Source organism: Sphingobium mellinum (assembly GCF_037860795.1).
Taxonomy (GTDB): domain Bacteria; phylum Pseudomonadota; class Alphaproteobacteria; order Sphingomonadales; family Sphingomonadaceae; genus Sphingobium; species Sphingobium mellinum.
In genome coordinates, this window is sequence record NZ_JBANRK010000002.1 from 376,464 (window position 1) to 392,091 (window position 15,628).

At 60.9% G+C, this 15,628-nt stretch carries 14 protein-coding genes and 1 tRNA gene; 3 read left to right on the forward strand and 12 right to left on the reverse strand.

What is annotated here, in order from left to right:
- Positions 1 to 841: 841 nt before the first annotated feature.
- From AAC640_RS06195 to AAC640_RS06210, 4 genes are all read right to left on the reverse strand, one after another.
- Complete coding sequence (locus AAC640_RS06195) at positions 842 to 1,864, reverse strand: alpha/beta hydrolase family protein (RefSeq protein ID WP_340265221.1); 1,023 nt, start codon at positions 1,862 to 1,864, stop codon at positions 842 to 844.
- Positions 1,865 to 1,906: 42 nt separating this feature from the next.
- Complete coding sequence (locus AAC640_RS06200) at positions 1,907 to 4,465, reverse strand: TonB-dependent receptor (RefSeq protein WP_340265222.1); 2,559 nt, start codon at positions 4,463 to 4,465, stop codon at positions 1,907 to 1,909.
- A 180-nt stretch (positions 4,466 to 4,645) separates the two neighbouring features.
- Positions 4,646 to 5,626 carry a FecR family protein gene (locus tag AAC640_RS06205; protein WP_340265223.1) on the reverse strand — a complete coding sequence of 327 codons (981 nt, stop codon included), beginning with the start codon at positions 5,624 to 5,626 and terminating at the stop codon, positions 4,646 to 4,648.
- Complete coding sequence (locus AAC640_RS06210) at positions 5,592 to 6,176, reverse strand: RNA polymerase sigma factor (protein WP_340265224.1); 585 nt, start codon at positions 6,174 to 6,176, stop codon at positions 5,592 to 5,594. The genes AAC640_RS06205 and AAC640_RS06210 overlap by 35 nt, the downstream gene beginning before the upstream one ends.
- Positions 6,177 to 6,496: 320 nt before the next feature.
- Between AAC640_RS06210 and AAC640_RS06215 the strand changes: the two genes are divergently transcribed.
- Both AAC640_RS06215 and AAC640_RS06220 read left to right on the forward strand, forming a co-directional pair.
- Positions 6,497 to 7,405 carry an alpha/beta fold hydrolase gene (locus AAC640_RS06215; protein ID WP_340265225.1) on the forward strand — a complete coding sequence of 303 codons (909 nt, stop codon included), beginning with the start codon at positions 6,497 to 6,499 and terminating at the stop codon, positions 7,403 to 7,405.
- Positions 7,406 to 7,758: 353 nt separating this feature from the next.
- On the forward strand, positions 7,759 to 8,784 hold the full coding sequence (locus tag AAC640_RS06220) for a sensor histidine kinase (RefSeq protein WP_340265226.1): 1,026 nt from the start codon (positions 7,759 to 7,761) through the stop codon (positions 8,782 to 8,784).
- Between the two features lie 773 nt (positions 8,785 to 9,557).
- Here AAC640_RS06220 and AAC640_RS06225 read toward each other — a convergent pair.
- The 5 genes from AAC640_RS06225 to AAC640_RS06245 all read right to left on the reverse strand — a co-directional run bounded on the left by AAC640_RS06225 (position 9,558) and on the right by AAC640_RS06245 (position 12,025).
- Positions 9,558 to 9,634, reverse strand: a tRNA-Arg gene (locus AAC640_RS06225).
- A 34-nt stretch (positions 9,635 to 9,668) separates the two neighbouring features.
- The gene (locus AAC640_RS06230) at positions 9,669 to 10,136 is read right to left on the reverse strand and encodes a DUF1178 family protein (RefSeq protein WP_340265227.1); all 468 of its coding nucleotides are present in this window, start codon (positions 10,134 to 10,136) and stop codon (positions 9,669 to 9,671) included.
- A complete protein-coding gene (locus AAC640_RS06235; RefSeq protein ID WP_340265228.1) occupies positions 10,133 to 10,963 on the reverse strand; it encodes a carbon-nitrogen hydrolase family protein in 831 nt (276 codons plus the stop codon). Before AAC640_RS06235 ends, AAC640_RS06230 begins: the two co-directional genes overlap by 4 nt.
- Positions 10,964 to 10,966: 3 nt before the next feature.
- Positions 10,967 to 11,224 carry a glutaredoxin 3 gene (gene grxC / locus AAC640_RS06240; RefSeq protein ID WP_340265229.1) on the reverse strand — a complete coding sequence of 86 codons (258 nt, stop codon included), beginning with the start codon at positions 11,222 to 11,224 and terminating at the stop codon, positions 10,967 to 10,969.
- A gap of 48 nt (positions 11,225 to 11,272) precedes the next feature.
- On the reverse strand, positions 11,273 to 12,025 hold the full coding sequence (locus AAC640_RS06245) for a double zinc ribbon domain-containing protein (RefSeq protein ID WP_340265367.1): 753 nt from the start codon (positions 12,023 to 12,025) through the stop codon (positions 11,273 to 11,275).
- Between the two features lie 41 nt (positions 12,026 to 12,066).
- Here AAC640_RS06245 and AAC640_RS06250 point away from each other — a divergent pair, with 41 nt between their 5' ends.
- Entirely contained in the window at positions 12,067 to 12,915 is an 849-nt protein-coding gene (locus AAC640_RS06250) for a class I SAM-dependent methyltransferase (RefSeq protein WP_340265230.1), read from the forward strand.
- Positions 12,916 to 12,927: 12 nt separating this feature from the next.
- On the opposite strand, the gene AAC640_RS06255 is transcribed toward AAC640_RS06250, so the two are convergent.
- From AAC640_RS06255 to AAC640_RS06265, 3 genes are read right to left on the reverse strand one after another with little or no spacing between them, the layout of a single operon-like run.
- Positions 12,928 to 13,188 (reverse strand): DUF1467 family protein, encoded by a 261-nt coding sequence (locus AAC640_RS06255; protein WP_340265231.1) that lies wholly within the window; start codon positions 13,186 to 13,188, stop codon positions 12,928 to 12,930.
- A gap of 11 nt (positions 13,189 to 13,199) precedes the next feature.
- Positions 13,200 to 14,837, reverse strand: a complete 1,638-nt coding sequence (locus AAC640_RS06260; protein WP_340265232.1) for a ribonuclease J — start codon at positions 14,835 to 14,837, stop codon at positions 13,200 to 13,202.
- Positions 14,837 to 15,616, reverse strand: a complete 780-nt coding sequence (locus AAC640_RS06265; RefSeq protein ID WP_340265233.1) for a type III pantothenate kinase — start codon at positions 15,614 to 15,616, stop codon at positions 14,837 to 14,839. The genes AAC640_RS06260 and AAC640_RS06265 overlap by 1 nt, the downstream gene beginning before the upstream one ends.
- Positions 15,617 to 15,628 lie beyond the last annotated feature (12 nt).

A 15,628-nucleotide genomic window follows, 5' to 3' on the forward strand; every position in this document is an offset into this window, starting at 1 on the left:
TCGGCGGAGCCAGCAGTGGCCACTTCACTGGCGAAATTGTTATCGGTTGCCAGACGAAACGAAGTTTTCGGGAAAGTCCGCTATGCTCTTCATCCAGAGATATGATTCCCCAGATGCTGATCGTGTAATTCATACGCAGCTGTCAGATGGAGCGCGGCAAAGGATTGGCAATCAGGGCAAAGTTGCTCCCAGGGTTTGCGGGATCGGGTGCTGGGCGCCGTTGATGGCGGCATGGCGGTTCGACAGGCAGCGAGTAGCTGGGGGTCTACAAGGCGCTGATCCGGCGCGGGGTGCGGTGACAGCGGGAACAATCCGGGCCCGTCTCCAACAGTCTCGCAAGCTCTCACTGGAGCAGGAGGCAGCGTTGGACAGGCATGTCCGGTCTCTCATCCCGGCATCAAACTGGCACAGGCGCAAGACTGCTCCTGGCCGAACATGGTGGTTCGCTCAGCACCGGCGAGATGTGAAATCCAGCGCGGCGGCTCAGACTGTCGTTCAGGAAAGAACCTGTGTGCAGCCGGACAGAACCGATCGGAGGTGACGGCGAGGCGAAACCTGTGAAAGGCAGCCCAGCACTTGATTGATCCGAAGAGCCTCATGTTCCTGGAAGAGGCGGGCGTGAACACCAAGATGGCCCGCCTCTATCGATGGTTACCTGTCGGAGAACGCTGCCTTGACAGCGTGCCTTTCGTCTTATGCCAAGTCTAAGCAGAGAATTTATACACCCGGTCGCACGAAATATTCGCGGGCACATAAATCCCTGGCTTCAGCGGCTACGTGTCGACCGCGGCCGCCCAGCCTACAGCTGTAAAGGGAACTGTGATGCGGATCGATCGACGCGCTAGAAAGCGCACTCCTCCTTCAACCAGGATACCACCAGCCTGGCCAGCGCCACCCGCGCGGTCAAGTAATAGTCATTGGCCTCGAAGATCACCTGGGAGAAATGCTTCGCATTGGCTTTCTGCATCGCATCCACGAGCGGCTTGTGCAGCGTGTCGATATAATCGCGGCTTGAGTGGCCCACTAGCAGCACATTCTTGTCGGCAAGCTTTGTCGCGGCCTTGACCATGTCGAAACGAGCATAATCAGCCGGAGTCAACGCATTGAGTTCTTTTTCGAGATCGATGCGGCCGCCCAGCGATGCTTTGAGGTCGCTGAAGAATTTCACGCTTTCAGGCGACAGCGGCTTTGACACGAGCTTGTTTGGACTGACGGTAATCGCGGTTTTGAGAGCCGGATTTTCGGACGTGGCGATCCAGCCCATCATGCCGCCCCCGCCGCTTTTGCCCAGAACGGCGATATGATCCAGGTCGATCTGGAACGTCCGGTCGGGGCCGGTGCCGGGCGGGACGACGTGCTGCCCGCCATTTTCTCCAAGGAACGCAACCGCCGAATGCAGGTCTTCGAGCGCCGACGTGAACGAATATACTTCTTTGTCATCCCACATTCCGCGCGGGTTGAAGCGCATCACGTGGATGCCAGCCCCGACCAGCGCGGGAACAAGGCTGTCGAGGCAGTCGCCACCATAGCGCTGGGGCGAAAGGATAACGCAGCCCTTGGCCCCCGGACCATCGGCCAGCCACATGAACGACTGGATCGTCTTGCCCTTGCTCTTGAAAATATGGGGAAAATGCATGGAAGGATAATCCGGGTCGAAATACACCGAATCCGTCGTCGCATAATCCGTGCCCAGCATGGCAGGCCGGTAAGGCTTTCCGATCATGTCGCCGGTAGCGGCCTGGCTTGCGCCTGCCCCGGCGAGGGAAGCGACGAGGGCCGCGAACCCGCCCGCCGCGGTTCGGCGGGATATGCTCGGCAGTTCTCCCAGATGCACGGCTTGATCGTTGGTCGGGTCATTTTTCATTGTGTCGATCCTGAATTGATTGGGACGATTGGGGGCAAACCTTCACTGACCGCCGAAACGACGCGTGACCTGGAGCGCTATCTGCCGGCCCCTGTTGATGAACGCGTAGCGGTCTGCATCGAAGGTCGGGCCGTTGGTGCCCGATGGACCCCCGGTAAAGAGCACCGAATTCGAAATCTGGTAGACATATTCGTTGGTGAGATTACGGCCGCGAAGGGCGAACTCCCAGCGATCATCGGCACTGGTCAGGCGGATGTTCGCGTCCAGCATCCAGAAACCGTCAAGCTTGCTGCTCGGCGCCAGATTGGATTCAGTGTAATAGCTGCTGCTATAACTCCCGTCGGCGGAGAGGCCGATCCGCCAGTTCTCGCTGATGTTGCGTTCGAAGTTCACACCGACGTTGCCTGACAATCTGGGCGCGTTGGCGAAGGGGCGGCCCTTCAGGTCCTGAAGCGTGAAAACACCGTCGGGCCTTAACCCACCATTGCATCCTGCAGAAATTGTCTGCCCCGGATAGCAACTCGCCGTATAGATATCATAGTCCGCTTTATTGTAGCCCAGCGCGCCGCGGAGAGTCAGCCCTTCTATTCCGGTTTGCCAGTTGATGTCCGCTTCGATCCCCTTGACCGTACCCTTACCGGCATTGTCGATCGCGAATTGGAGACCCTGCACAAATGTGACCTGAAGGCCGGTGGTGACGTATTTGTAAGCGCTTATGTTCGCGCGCACACTGTCGTTGAAAAGAAGCGCCTTTACGCCAACTTCGCCACCTTTAGTGATCTGCTGATCGTAGATCCGACCGCCTGGGGTCAAGCCTCCACTGAGAAAGCCACGCTTGTAGCTGCCGAACACCGTCAGTTTGTTGGAGGGGCGCCATGCGGCCGTCAATTCCGGTGAAAAGTTCTTCCAATCCTGGTTGGGGCTGATGGGCGGAGTGCCGCCGACAATACTTTTGATGAAAGCCGTCTTCTTTTCCCACGAATAGCGCCCGCCCGCTGTCAGCTCCACGGTTTCGACCGGGTTTACGCGCAATTGACCGAACAGGGAAAGATGTGATCCTTTGAGGGTAAGCTTGTTGCGGCCGAATAAAGCTGGATTATCCGGAAATGCAACATCCTGGGTGTCGTAGATAAATTTGCTGTCTTGCAGATAAGTGCCGACCAGAAAATTGATCGGCCCTTCCCAGCTGCTCGCCAGTCGAAATTCCTGTGACAATTCCGTAAGTTTGAAATGATAATCGCCAACAAATACGAACGCGGGATCACTTGTGTTGAAATAGGGATCGGTATAATCGACCTTCGCCTTATAAACGCTGCTCAATGACGTCAGTGTCATCTTGTCCGTCGGGCGGAAATTCATTTCCAGCGAGGATAGTAGCTGCCCCTGCTGAAGATCCGGCTCCCCGTCGCTGATGCCCAATCCGAACTGTTTCAAATCCGGTCCATAGCCCGAATAGGAAATGCGATTGTCCGCCTTGCAATTTTCACCCGACCCATTGACGCCGATCGCAAGCTGTGGCGCTCCAAACGGGCAATAGACATATTGCCTGATTTCGGAATGTCCCGCCGTCTTGAGCTTGCCGTAAGTGAGCTTGAACCGGGCGTCGAACTGATCGGACGGATCGAACTTGAGCGTCAGCCGCCCGCCCAACTCCCTGTCATGCGGCAGTCGGCCTCTGGGCGATGCGAAGCGCAGATCGGACGGATAGATATTCTTCTCCCAGCCGTCCATATGGCTGCCCATCACGGCGACCCGGATGCCAAGCGTATCTGTCAACGGACCCGATGCGAAGCCGTCAAACTGTACCTCACGGCCGACGAATTCGTACTGAGCCGATGCTTTTGCCTCAAATTTCTTCGTAGGGTCGGCGGTGCGGATCGAAATGACGCCGCCGGGGCTGTTCTTGCCGAAAAACAGGCCCTGCGGGCCTTTCAGCACCTCGATTTGCGCCAGATCCATCTGACCGATCCGGCGGATGCTCGAACGCGCGACCTGGGCGCCGTCGATGTTGAACGTCACGCCCTGATCAGCGGTGGTGGTGCTGGCGTTCGCGCCGATGCCACGCAGAACGACGCTGCCGCCCTGAATGGCGCCCTGTCCGATCTGAAGCTGCGGGATGACATTGTTGAGCTGGTCCACCCGCGTCAGATTCCGACGGTTGATTTCGCTCTGGCTTACGCCGGTCACGACAACCGGAACAGAGATCGACGTTTCATTTCGACGGCGGGCGGTCACGATGATGTCGCCTGCGGGAGTGCCTTCTTCGGCCGACGTCAGCGTCGCCGGAGCCGAGACTTGGGTCGCAGGGGCAGCTGCACGGCGAATGGTGATGATACCGGTGGAGTCGGCCGGCTGCTTTGCAACAAGTCCGGTCCCCGAAAGGAGCCGCTGAAGCGCGGCCTCTACTTCAAGTCGACCGATGACGGCATTCGCCTGCTTTCCTCTAAGCTGGCTCTTGCTGGCAAGAATTTGACGACCGGACTGCTTGGCAAAAACGGCTATGGCAGCTTCGACCGGCTGGGCCGGAATCGCGAAGCTACGAACTTCCGCTGCGGCAGGATGGACGGAAACGGCGGCGAAAATCGCGGTCGAGACAATCATATATTTCCCCCAGATAGGCGGCGCCCTATCGCGCCCTTCCCTACTGCTCTGATGCACGGCAGAACCCTTTCCGACGGGGAGACTTATTTTTTTCATATTTTAATGAAAACGGCTACCCGAGACCATGCGCTGCCTACACGACCTTTGGGTGATCTGCAGGCGTCTGGGACGAACGTGAGACTATCGGGTCAAAAGTATCTGGTCTTCCCTGTGCACAATCCGCGCGCCCGTCATATCGGCGACCGCGTCCGCGAATGTCGCAGGGTCGTTGGTACGAAAATAGCCGACGAGGCGCTCCTGCCCGATCGATACGTCGCCTATGATGATGCGTTGACGGTTATAGCGGTTAAGCTCGGACACGGCATAAGCCACGGTCTGGCCATCCAGCACGATCTCGCCGCCACGCCATGCAAGCGTGCGCTCTAACTCCTGCGGCATATTCTCGACCGTCGATTTTGCGGGTTCCACGCCATCAGCGACATAGGATCGGGAGCCAGCGACAAGTCGTCTGATGCTCCCCTCCTGGCCTTCGATCCACGTTTCGACGACGCCCTCCGTTACCAGAACGTCAGCCCCTTCCGCACGCCGGCGCACGGCGAAAGCCGTCCCGACGGCCCGAACCCGCACGGTGCCGGCCTTCACCACGAAGGGGCGTGACTTGTCGTGCGCTACCTGGAACCAGGCTTCCCCCTCTTTAAGTTCGATAGCACGCTGCTTGGGCTGCAACGCCACCGCCAGCCGACTGGCGGTGTTAAGCACGGCAACGGATCCGTCGGCGAGCGGCACGCGGCGGACCTCGCCAATGTCGGTACGAATTTCGTCGTGGCCTAAATGACGCGCGACTAGAAGCGCCCCAAAGCCCGCCGCCAGCGCAGCCGCACCGGTTGAAAGCTGGAGAAAGCGACGGCGTGTCGGGATGGCGGCGTCGACCGACCAGGGCTCTTCCGATGGTGCGCCGAGGGGCTTAAGCGCCCGCCCCCTGTCAAGATATGCAAGAGTCGCCTGAGCGCGCAACAACGCCCCCTGGTGCAGCGGGTCCTCCGCTAGCCAGTTCTCCAGTTCCGTCTCCTCGACGGTTGTAAGGGGGCCGAAGTCGAGTTTGACGGCCCATCGTGCGGCGCTGTCGTCAGTCATCTTGGCGCATGCCCGGGCGTTGCTCATATCGTCTTCCTTGAAACTCGTTTCCGCTCCCCTCTTCTTCGGCAATAGCCTTCATAATCAGCTTTAGCCCGCGTACCGCCTGCGCTTCCACAACATGTTCGGTAAGCCCCAAGCGTTCGGCGATCTGGCGCTGGGGCATGCCTTCTATGCGCCGCAGTTGGAAGATCTCGCGGCAACGATCGGGCAGTGCGGCTATAAGTCTTTGAACGCGCCCCAGTTCCTGCCGCGCGCTGGCTCTCCGTTCGGGTCCGGGATCGGCGTCTTGCAGCGTCATGGCTTCGACCTCGGTCAGGCTCTCGATCCGCACGATGCGATCGCGCCGAACCCGCCGGAGCATTACGGATCGCGCGGTCGTGAAAAGATAGGCGCGTCCATTGCGGATATGATCCACGTTTGGCAGTTGGGCGATGCAGAGATAGGCGTCGTGGATGATATCGTCGATATCCTGGCCAGGCAATGATCGACGGCGGAGCCAGGCGCGCAATTCTCCCTCGTGGGGAACGATATTGCTCCCGACCCAGGCGATGACCTCGCTGCGGCACCCCACCACGCGGATTGCTCCTCCCGAATTCCTCCATGCTGTCCTATCATAAGATGCATGGCCGCGAAATTTCCGACGATGACTCCTCAAATTTCGTCAGAGCCGTGCCGCAAGTCTTCTGGGGGTTCGCTACCGCCCCCTTTTCATCGCTTGCCATCTGAGAAGTTTTGATTTTTTGTTACTTCCCTTCGACACGATTCCAAAATACGGTGCCTTATGCGCGACTTGCTCGCGTTGATCGGACGCCTTCAGGCAGGTCTGCGCCTCTAGCTCGATGGCTCTTTCGCCTTGCCTTGCGATCTTGCAAGCCCGACAGCAAAGCCGCTAGCATGAAAGCCGCGCCGACTGACCCCGCACCCGGAGGACAAGAACAAGTGGAAGATCTCGGCCCGACATCGCATCGTTTCGTGTCGCAGCGGCTTGCCCTGAATTACCTGGACTGGGGCAATGCCGATGCACCCTTGCTTGTCCTTGTGCACGGAGGGCAAGACCATGCCCGTAACTGGGACTGGGTGGCCCAGGCTCTCCGCAACGATTGGCATGTGATTTGCCCTGATCTTCGCGGCCATGGGGACAGCGCCTGGTCGCCCGATGGCAGCTATTCGATGCCCTTCTACGTTGCAGACCTGGCACAGCTTATTCAGCAAAGCAGCAACGAGCCGGTATCGATTGTGGCCCATTCCCTGGGAGGGGCGATTGCGCTGCGCTACGCCGGCATACATCCCGAACGGGTTCGTAGGCTGGCAGTGATCGAGGGTCTCGGCATCTCGCCACTTGATCATAAGTCGGAATTGCCCGTCGCGGAACGCTGGCGAACCTGGATCGATGAACGGCGTGCTCTCAGCGCCAGAACACCCCGGCGGTACACGACCCTCGAACAGGCCTATGCCCGCCTGCACGAAGAAAACCCGCATCTGTCCGCAGCGCACGCTCGGCACTTGACCGTTCACGGTATCAGTCGAAATGAGGACGGCACCTTCAGCTGGAAGTTCGACAATTATGTGCGAGCGGGATTGCCGATGGGTATCACTGACGAAGAGCTTCACGAGCTATGGCATAACATCGACTGCCCAGTATGGCTGATCCACGGTGCGGACAGCTGGGCTCATCACCCCGGAAAAGATGGGCGAGCAAGCCATTTCAAGAATGCGGCTGTCACCAGTTATGAACGCGCCGGGCACTGGGTTCACCATGATCGACTTGAAAGCTTTGTCGCGGACCTCAAGAACTTCCTCTGATATTGGATCGGACATGAATTCAGTCGCAGCCAACGGCTGCCTGGTGTCCGTTGTCAGAACATTTGGCACATTCTTCCCGGCCTCGATATATTCGACCATCTTGAAGTATGAGCCATGGGGTTGAGCGAACCGGGCAGATCGCCTTTGGCATCCTGTGGAGGCAGAGCTATCACCCGCCCCGAATCAGAGATGGGACATTACCCGGTGTCGAATTGATGCCGGGCTCCTGCGCGATCGGTGCTATGATATCTCTGCGATGCTGTCCTCGTGGCGGAGTGTTCGGCTCGCTACTATCCGGACAAGGCTTTCATGACCGCGAGCTTTCCGGTTTCCCCGGAAAGGGGGCATTCTCCGTGAACCCGCCCATTCATCCTGACGTCGCCTATGGCCTTGCTCTGGCGATCCTGACTTCTTCCGCCGCCCCTGCGCTGCTCCTCGACGGCGATCTGACCGTCATCGCCGGAAGCACATCCTTTTATCGCACTTTCGGCCTCGAGCCGCATAACGTCTGTGGACGGCCGGTGTCTATGCTCGGCGCAGGCGAATGGGACATGCCTCAGCTTCGCTCGCTGCTCGGCGCCACCTTGGCGGGCCATGCCAGAATCGATGCCTATGAGATGGACTTCAAGGGTGGATCTAAGCCCCGACGGCTCGTTCTGAACGCGCAAAAGCTGGCCTATGGCGATGCCGAGCAGGCCCGCCTGCTCCTCACAGTCTCCGACGTTACCGAGGCGCGGATCAGCGAGAAACTCAAGGATGATCTGCTCCGGGAAAAGGCAATTCTACTCCAGGAGCTTCAGCACCGGGTCGCCAACAGTCTCCAGATCATCGCGAGCGTGCTCATGCAAAGTGCCCGGCAGGTGCAATCGGACGAAGCGCGGGCGCATCTTCAAGATGCGCATGATCGGGTCATGTCGATCGCCACTCTCCAGCAGCAGCTGGCTGCATCGAGGTTGGGGGAGGTCGAGTTGCGGGGGTATCTGACCCGACTGTGCGAGAGTTTGGGTGCCTCAATGATTCACGATCATGATAAGGTGTCGATCGCGGTGACCGCCGATGGCAGCAGCGTGAATGCCGACATCTCGGTCAGTCTTGGCTTGATCGTCACGGAACTGGTGATCAACGCGCTGAAACACGCGTTTCCAGGCGATCGCGACGGCAAAATCGTCGTCGATTATCATGCGCATAATAGCAATTGGACCTTGTCCGTCAGCGACAACGGCGTCGGCACGCCCGAAACGCTGGCCGATGCCAGTCCGGGCCTTGGCACCAGCATTGTCGAAGCTCTTGCACATCAGCTGGGGGCCGCCGTTGAAATCGACGGCGGATACCCGGGGACGACCGTTTCGGTTACGCATACGAAATCTTCACCGCTGTAAGGCCGAAAATCAAAGCCGCCCACATCGAGCAAGGCCGGCGCGCCGGCGTAATCGCTTATGTGGCCGGCGGTGATCAAGATGCTCAAGGGCGGCCATCGGCATCAGAATGTATAGCTCGCTTCGAGACCATAGGTGCGCGGGGGATTCCAGACCACGGTATATTGCGCTGTCAGGCCATTATAATAGCCGCTGGCCTTATAGTCGACGTTCCGGATGTGGTGCCCATCAACGATGACGTTAAACGGTTCTACGCGAAGATGGGCTTCGAGGAGTACGACAGGGGGGCGAGGATGTTTCTGCCCCTCCAGGCCGCGAGAGACGGTGCGGGCCTCTGAGACTGAGAACCGCCATCACCTGAACGGCTAGCCGCCCCCCTACCCACCGCTGCCCCCTACTTTCACAGCAACCGCGATCGGGCGAAAATCGCTGGAAAGCCGCAGAAATGCTGGCATTACACCCTGAGCGCCCATTTCGGTAGGTTGTGCTGGAGGGTAACCGACGGCGCACCACCCTGCCCCCGATCGCCGCAAGACTGCTGGAGCACTCTTCCCGCCCACTTCCCTCTGTCCTGCGAGACTGCTGGAGCCCAGCTTTTCCGCCGTTTTTGAGGACGGATTCAACCAGTCTCATGTTGCATCCATGTTGCATGGAGCTGCGGATAGTACTGTGAAAATGGCTGAAAACCAATGAAAATGGCAGCACATCAATGCAACATAGAATTGCGCCTCTCCGGGAATAAGAGGCGATCAAGACATTGAAATAACAAGGAAAAATGGCGCACCCGACGGGATTCGAACCCATGGCCCTCAGATTAGGAATCTGATGCTCTATCCTGCTGAGCTACGGGTGCCCGATGACGGCTCTATGCCGGGCGGCGGGCGCGGTCAATTCTTCGCTTCGGGGGGGAGGACCGGAAATGGCAGAGGCGCGACATCGACGCCCTCCGCGATCAAGGCGCGGGCTTCCGCCGGAGCGACCTCTCCATGGATGCTCTCGCGGTCTTTTTCACCATAGTGCATCGCGCGTGCCTGTTCGGCGAAACCCCGACCGACCCAGGTCGAATTTTCCAAGGCCTTTGCCTGGACCTCGGCCAGGGCCCGAATGATCTCGCGCATGCGGTTTTCGTCGCCGGTGGCGGCGATGGCGCCGCCTTCGGCGGGGACGGCCACCGACCGGCTGTTACCCTTGGCGGCGACGGCCGGCGCCATCAGCGCCTTGCGCACGTCACTGTCGCCGCACATCGGGCAGCTCACCAAGCCGCGCCCGAGCTGGCTTTCATAATCGGCGCTCGATCCAAACCAGGCTTCGAACACATGGCCCTGGCTCGCGCATTTCAGATCGAAGACAATCACAGCACAGTCACATCCACCGAAATGTCACGCCGGTTGGCGAGGGCGGGCACCCGCCCGCGCACTTCCTCTACGCGCGCAAGATCAATGTCGGCAAGGGCCAAGCCGCCCTCCCTGCCCATATCCAGCAGCACGTCGCCCCATGGGTCGACGACCAGGCTATGGCCGTAGGTCTCCCGCCCATCGGCATGACGCCCGGTCTGGGCCGCAGCGACGACAAAGCAGCCGGCCTCGATCGCTCGCGCCCGCAGCAACACATGCCAATGGGCCTCGCCGGTCGGCACGGTAAAAGCCGCGGGCATCAGCAGCACGGTCACGCCAGCATTGGTAAGCGCCCGATATAAATCGGGAAAGCGCATGTCATAGCAGACGGACAGACCCATCCGCGCCCACGGCGTGTCGACCGCCACGACCCGTTCACCCGGCCCATAGACAGAGGATTCGCGCCAGCTCTCGCCTGTCGCGAGATCAACGTCGAACAGGTGGATCTTGTCATAGCGTGCCCGAATTGCGCCGCTGTCATCGATCATGAAGCTGCGATTGGCCCAGCGGCCATCACTACGCTCATCCTTGAGCGGAAGTGACCCCAGGTGAACCCACAGACCATGGCGAGCTGCCGCCTCCCGCACGTCACCAAGCACTGGGTCGTCCGCTTCCGACCTGAGCGTGGCCGCTGCCCGGCCGCGGTCGCGATCGAGATAGCCTGCCATTTCGGGTGTGAAGAGCATGTCGGCCCCTTCCCCCCTGGCGCGCGCGGCGGCATCGACAATGGCGGCGCTGTTGGCCGCAGGATCGATCCCGCTGGTCATCTGGAAGATCGCGGCGCGCATGGACTAAAGGCCCAACAGCGGGTCGAGCTTACCCTGTCGGTCGAGCATGACCATGTCGTCACTGCCACCGATATGCCGCCCGTCGATGAAGATCTGCGGCACCGTCGTCCCGCCATTGGAACGGTCCAGCATTTCGGCCCGCTTGGGACCGCCCATGGTTATGTCATATTCTTCGAACTGCACACCCTTGCCCGTCAGCAGTGCCTTGGCGCGCGCACAATAGCCGCACCAGGCTTTGGTATAGATTTCGACCTTAGACATGTCTTCTCAGGCTCCTTGTCGCTGAAATCGGGGCTGCGGGCCGCTTTGTCAATCAGCCGGATCGACCCGGTCGGGCAAGGCGCGTGCCCAGCACAGCAGATGAACGCTGGAAGCGCCGCCCCGTTTCAACACGCGGGCGCAAGCGGCGGCGGTCGCGCCACTGGTATGCACATCGTCGATCAGCAGCACCGAACGGCCCAGGAAGCCATGACCCTGCGCGAGAGCGAAAGCGCCCTGGACGACCTTGGCCCGCTGGGCGGGGCTCATGCCACGCAGGGGCGAAGTGGGACGGTGGCGCAGCAATCCATGCCGATCGACCGGAACACCCGCGAGACGGCCCAGCTGATCCCCGATCAGGGCCGACTGGTTAAAGCCGCGCCACCACAGCCGCCGGCGATGCAGCGGAACCGGCACGATCACCGCCGGCGCTTCAAGATCCGGCAGCCGGCGCATCATCTGACCCGCAATCAGCCGGGCAAGGCCGATGCGCCGGCCATATTTCAGCCGCAGCGCCACCTTGCGCGCCACATCGCCATAGGCGAGTACCGCCCGTGCGCTGTCGAACGGCGGGGGAGAGGCGATGCATGCGCCACAAAGCGCACCGTTACCCATATCATGATCGAACGGCAGGCCGCACCGGGCGCAGCAGGGCTGCCCCAGAAAATGCATCCCGCTCCAGCAATCGAGGCAGAAGGCATCGTCCGCTTCGACAATGAAGCCGCAACCGGGACAACGCGGCGGCAAGGCATAATCAACCAGGGGGCGCAGCGCGCCCTTGAGAAGCGTGTTCAGCGGCATGATCTCCCTTGTTCCCGCTCCGCCAGCGATGCACAAGACCCGCCATGACCCAGCCCGACATCTTTGACAGAGCGTTGCGTGGCCGCCGTCGCGACCGGATGGCCGCGCATTTCGCCGATCATGACTTCCTCTATCGACTGATGCTCGACGAACTGCTGGACCGGCTGAGCGACGTGAAGCGGGACCTGCCCGAAGCATTGGTGATAGGCTGCCCGGACGATAGCGCCCGCCGCGCTCTCGAAGCGATGGGCAAGCATGTGATCTGCGCCGATCCGGGCTTCGTGGCGGCGCGCGAACAGGGCGGGATTCAGGTCGATGAGGACGCGCTTCCCTTCGCCGATGACAGTTTCGACCTGGTCATCGCCTGCGGCACGCTCGACACTGTCAACGATCTGCCCGGCGCCCTGATCCTGATGCGGCGGCTGCTTAGGCCGGACGGGCTGATGCTGGCCGCCTTCACTGGAGCGGGAACGCTTGCCCGCCTCCGCGCAGCACTGCTGGCCGCCGAAGGCGATCGTGCCGGCCAGCATGTCCATCCCCAGGTGGATGTCCGGTCGGCCGGCGATCTGCTGAGCCGGGCCGGCTTCTCCATGCCCGTTGCCGACAGCGAGATGTTGACGGTACGTTATGCCGACATGCTTCGGCTGATGAAGGACCTGCGGGGCATGGGCGCGACCAATGTGCTGATATCGCATCCGCCATCGCTGCGGCGACAGACGCTGACGCTCGCCCTGGAGCAGTTCGCTGCCGCCAGCGACCCGGACGGGCGGACGGCAGAACAGATGGCGGTTCTGTATCTCAGCGGATGGAAGCCGGCCCCCAGCCAGGCCCAGCCCGCGCGGCGCGGCAGCGCCACGGTCTCGCTTGCCGATGCGCTCAAGCGCAAGAGATGAGGCATGCTTTCTTCAGCTAATATGCGTCCAGCGCTGAAGCGTCACCCAGCCTTCCACATAATTCGCGTAATAGACGCCAAACAACACAGTCGACAAAATCGTCGCACGGATCATGACCGTGCCCGGCCTGAAATTGCTGGGCGCGCTGTCGGCCTGACCCAGCAACATCTCCTCCCCGGTCTCATCGGGCGTGCGAATGCCGAACGGCAGCACGATGAAGGCGCTTATCACCCAGAACAACACATAGATGGCGACTATCGCATACCAGTTCATGACAGGCAGCCTTACGCGCGCACGAGCAGAACGTCCACCACCGGCTTCTTGCCGGTCCAGCGGGTCGCGGTGCGCCGCACCGCCAGCCGGACGCGCTCACGCAGCGCCTCTTCTTCCAGCGATCCCTTGCCCACGGCCCCAGCCGCTTCATCGGCCGCCTCCGTCAGGAAGGCCCCCTTGTCCTCCTCCACGGGCAAGCCCTGCGTGCGCAGCGCCGGCTGTCCGATCAGCCTGCCCTGACGGTCCAGTGCGACCGCGACGCTGATCTGGCCGTGAAGTGCGATTTTGCGCCGCTCGTTCATCGTCGATCCGTCGGCAGGCAGGATCACGTCACCGTCCAGCACCAGACGCCCGGTCGCCTGCTGGCCGATGATTTCCGGACCATCGGGCGCCAGCCGCAGCAGATCTCCGTTCGACTGCACCACGACATGGGGAATGCCGCTCTCCAGGCCAAGGCGGGCCTGCTCGGCCATGTGACGCCTTTCGCCGTGAACAGGCAGCAGGATTTGGGGCCGCACCCAGCGATACATCGCCTCCAGCTCCGGGCGTCCCGGATGGCCGGACACATGCACTTCAGCCTGCCGATCCGTCACCATCAACACACCCTTGGTGGCCAGCGCATTCTGGATGCGGCCGATGGCTATCTCGTTGCCCGGAATCTGCTTTGACGAAAAAACGACCGTGTCGCCCGCGCTCAGCTTGATGGGATGGCTGTCGAACGCGATGCGGGACAGTGCCGCGCGCGGTTCTCCCTGCCCGCCGGTGGCGATGATCATCACCTCATTATGCGGCAGGGCCATGACATCATCCCAGTCCACCGTCGGCGGAAAATCGCCCAGATAGCCGGCCGACCGCGCCGTTGCGATGATACGATCAAGCGACCGACCCGCCACGCAAAGGCGGCGGCCGGTGGCATTGGCCACTTCGCCGAGCGTCTGCAACCGGGCCGCGTTGGAGGCGAAGGTGGTGACGAGCACCCTGCCCTTCGCCTTCGCGATCGTCTGCATCAATCCTTCGCGCACATCCGCTTCTGAGCCGCTTGCTTCAGAATTGAAGACATTGGTGCTGTCACATACCAGCGCGAGGACGCCCTGATCGCCGATCGCAGACAGCTCTGCCGGCGTGGAAGGCTGGCCCAGCAGCGGCCGTTCATCCAGCTTCCAGTCGCCAGTGTGAAAGATGCGGCCGAAGGGCGTGTCGATCAGCAGCGCGTTGCCTTCGGGTATGGAATGAGCGAGCGGCACGTAGCGAAAGCCGAATGGACCAAGAGCGAAGCTTCCCTCATTGTCGATGACGTTGAGTTCGACCTCCTGCGTCAGCCCCTCTTCTTCCAGCTTCAGCCGGATCAAACCGGCGGTGAAGGGCGTGGCATAAAGCGGAACGCCCAGATCGGCAGCCAGATAGGGGATCGCGCCGATATGGTCTTCATGCCCATGGGTCAGCACGATGCCCAGAAGATCTTCCCGCCGCTCCTCGATGAATGCAAGGTCCGGCAGCACCAGTTCGACCCCGGGATAGGCAGGATCAGCGAAGGTCAGACCCAGGTCGACCATCACCCATTTGCCCTGGCATCCATAGAGATTGACGTTCATGCCGATCTCGCCCGACCCGCCAAGGGCCAGGAAGATCAGCTCATTTCCCGGTTTCATCAGTCTTTCAAACTCCGTTCGTACAACAGCGCCAGCCCCAAAATGGTGAGGTCAGGCGCTATCGCATCGAAAATATCGCTGTTCTCGTCGAACAGGACGGCGAGGCCGCCCGTCGAAATTACCTTGGCGGGGCGGCCGATCTCCGCCCGCATCCGCGCGACGAGACCCTCCATCATCGCCACATAACCCCAGAAAACGCCGATCAGCATCTGCGATTCCGTGGTGCGACCGATAACCGATCGATTCTCCGGCGGGGAAATAGCAATCCGGGGCAGCTTTGCCGCCGCCGCGACCAATGCATCGAGCGACAGGTTGATGCCCGGCGCTATGATGCCTCCCTTGTAGGTGCCGCGATAGTCGATGACATCGAAGGTCGTGGCCGTCCCGAAATCGATGACGATCAGATCGCCCTCGTACAGATGGTGCGCGGCGATCGCATTGACAACCCGGTCAGCCCCTACCGACGCAGGCTCGGCAACGTCCAGGTCGATGCACCAGCCCACCGGCGCCTGCCCGGCGATCAGCGCCGTCACCTTGAAATATTTTTCTGCCAGCACCTGAAGATTATGCAGCGCGCGCGGCACGACCGTCGCGATGATGACCGCGTCGATGTCGCCAATCGCATAGCCTTCCAGCATCAGCAGCTGGTTCAGCCATACCGCATATTCATCGGCGGTCCGGCGGGGATCGGTCGCGATCCGCCAGCGCGTGCGGATCTCCCGCCCGTCCAGCAGCGCGAAAACCACATTGGTGTTGCCCGCGTCGATCGCGAGAAGCATGGGAGTCCCCCG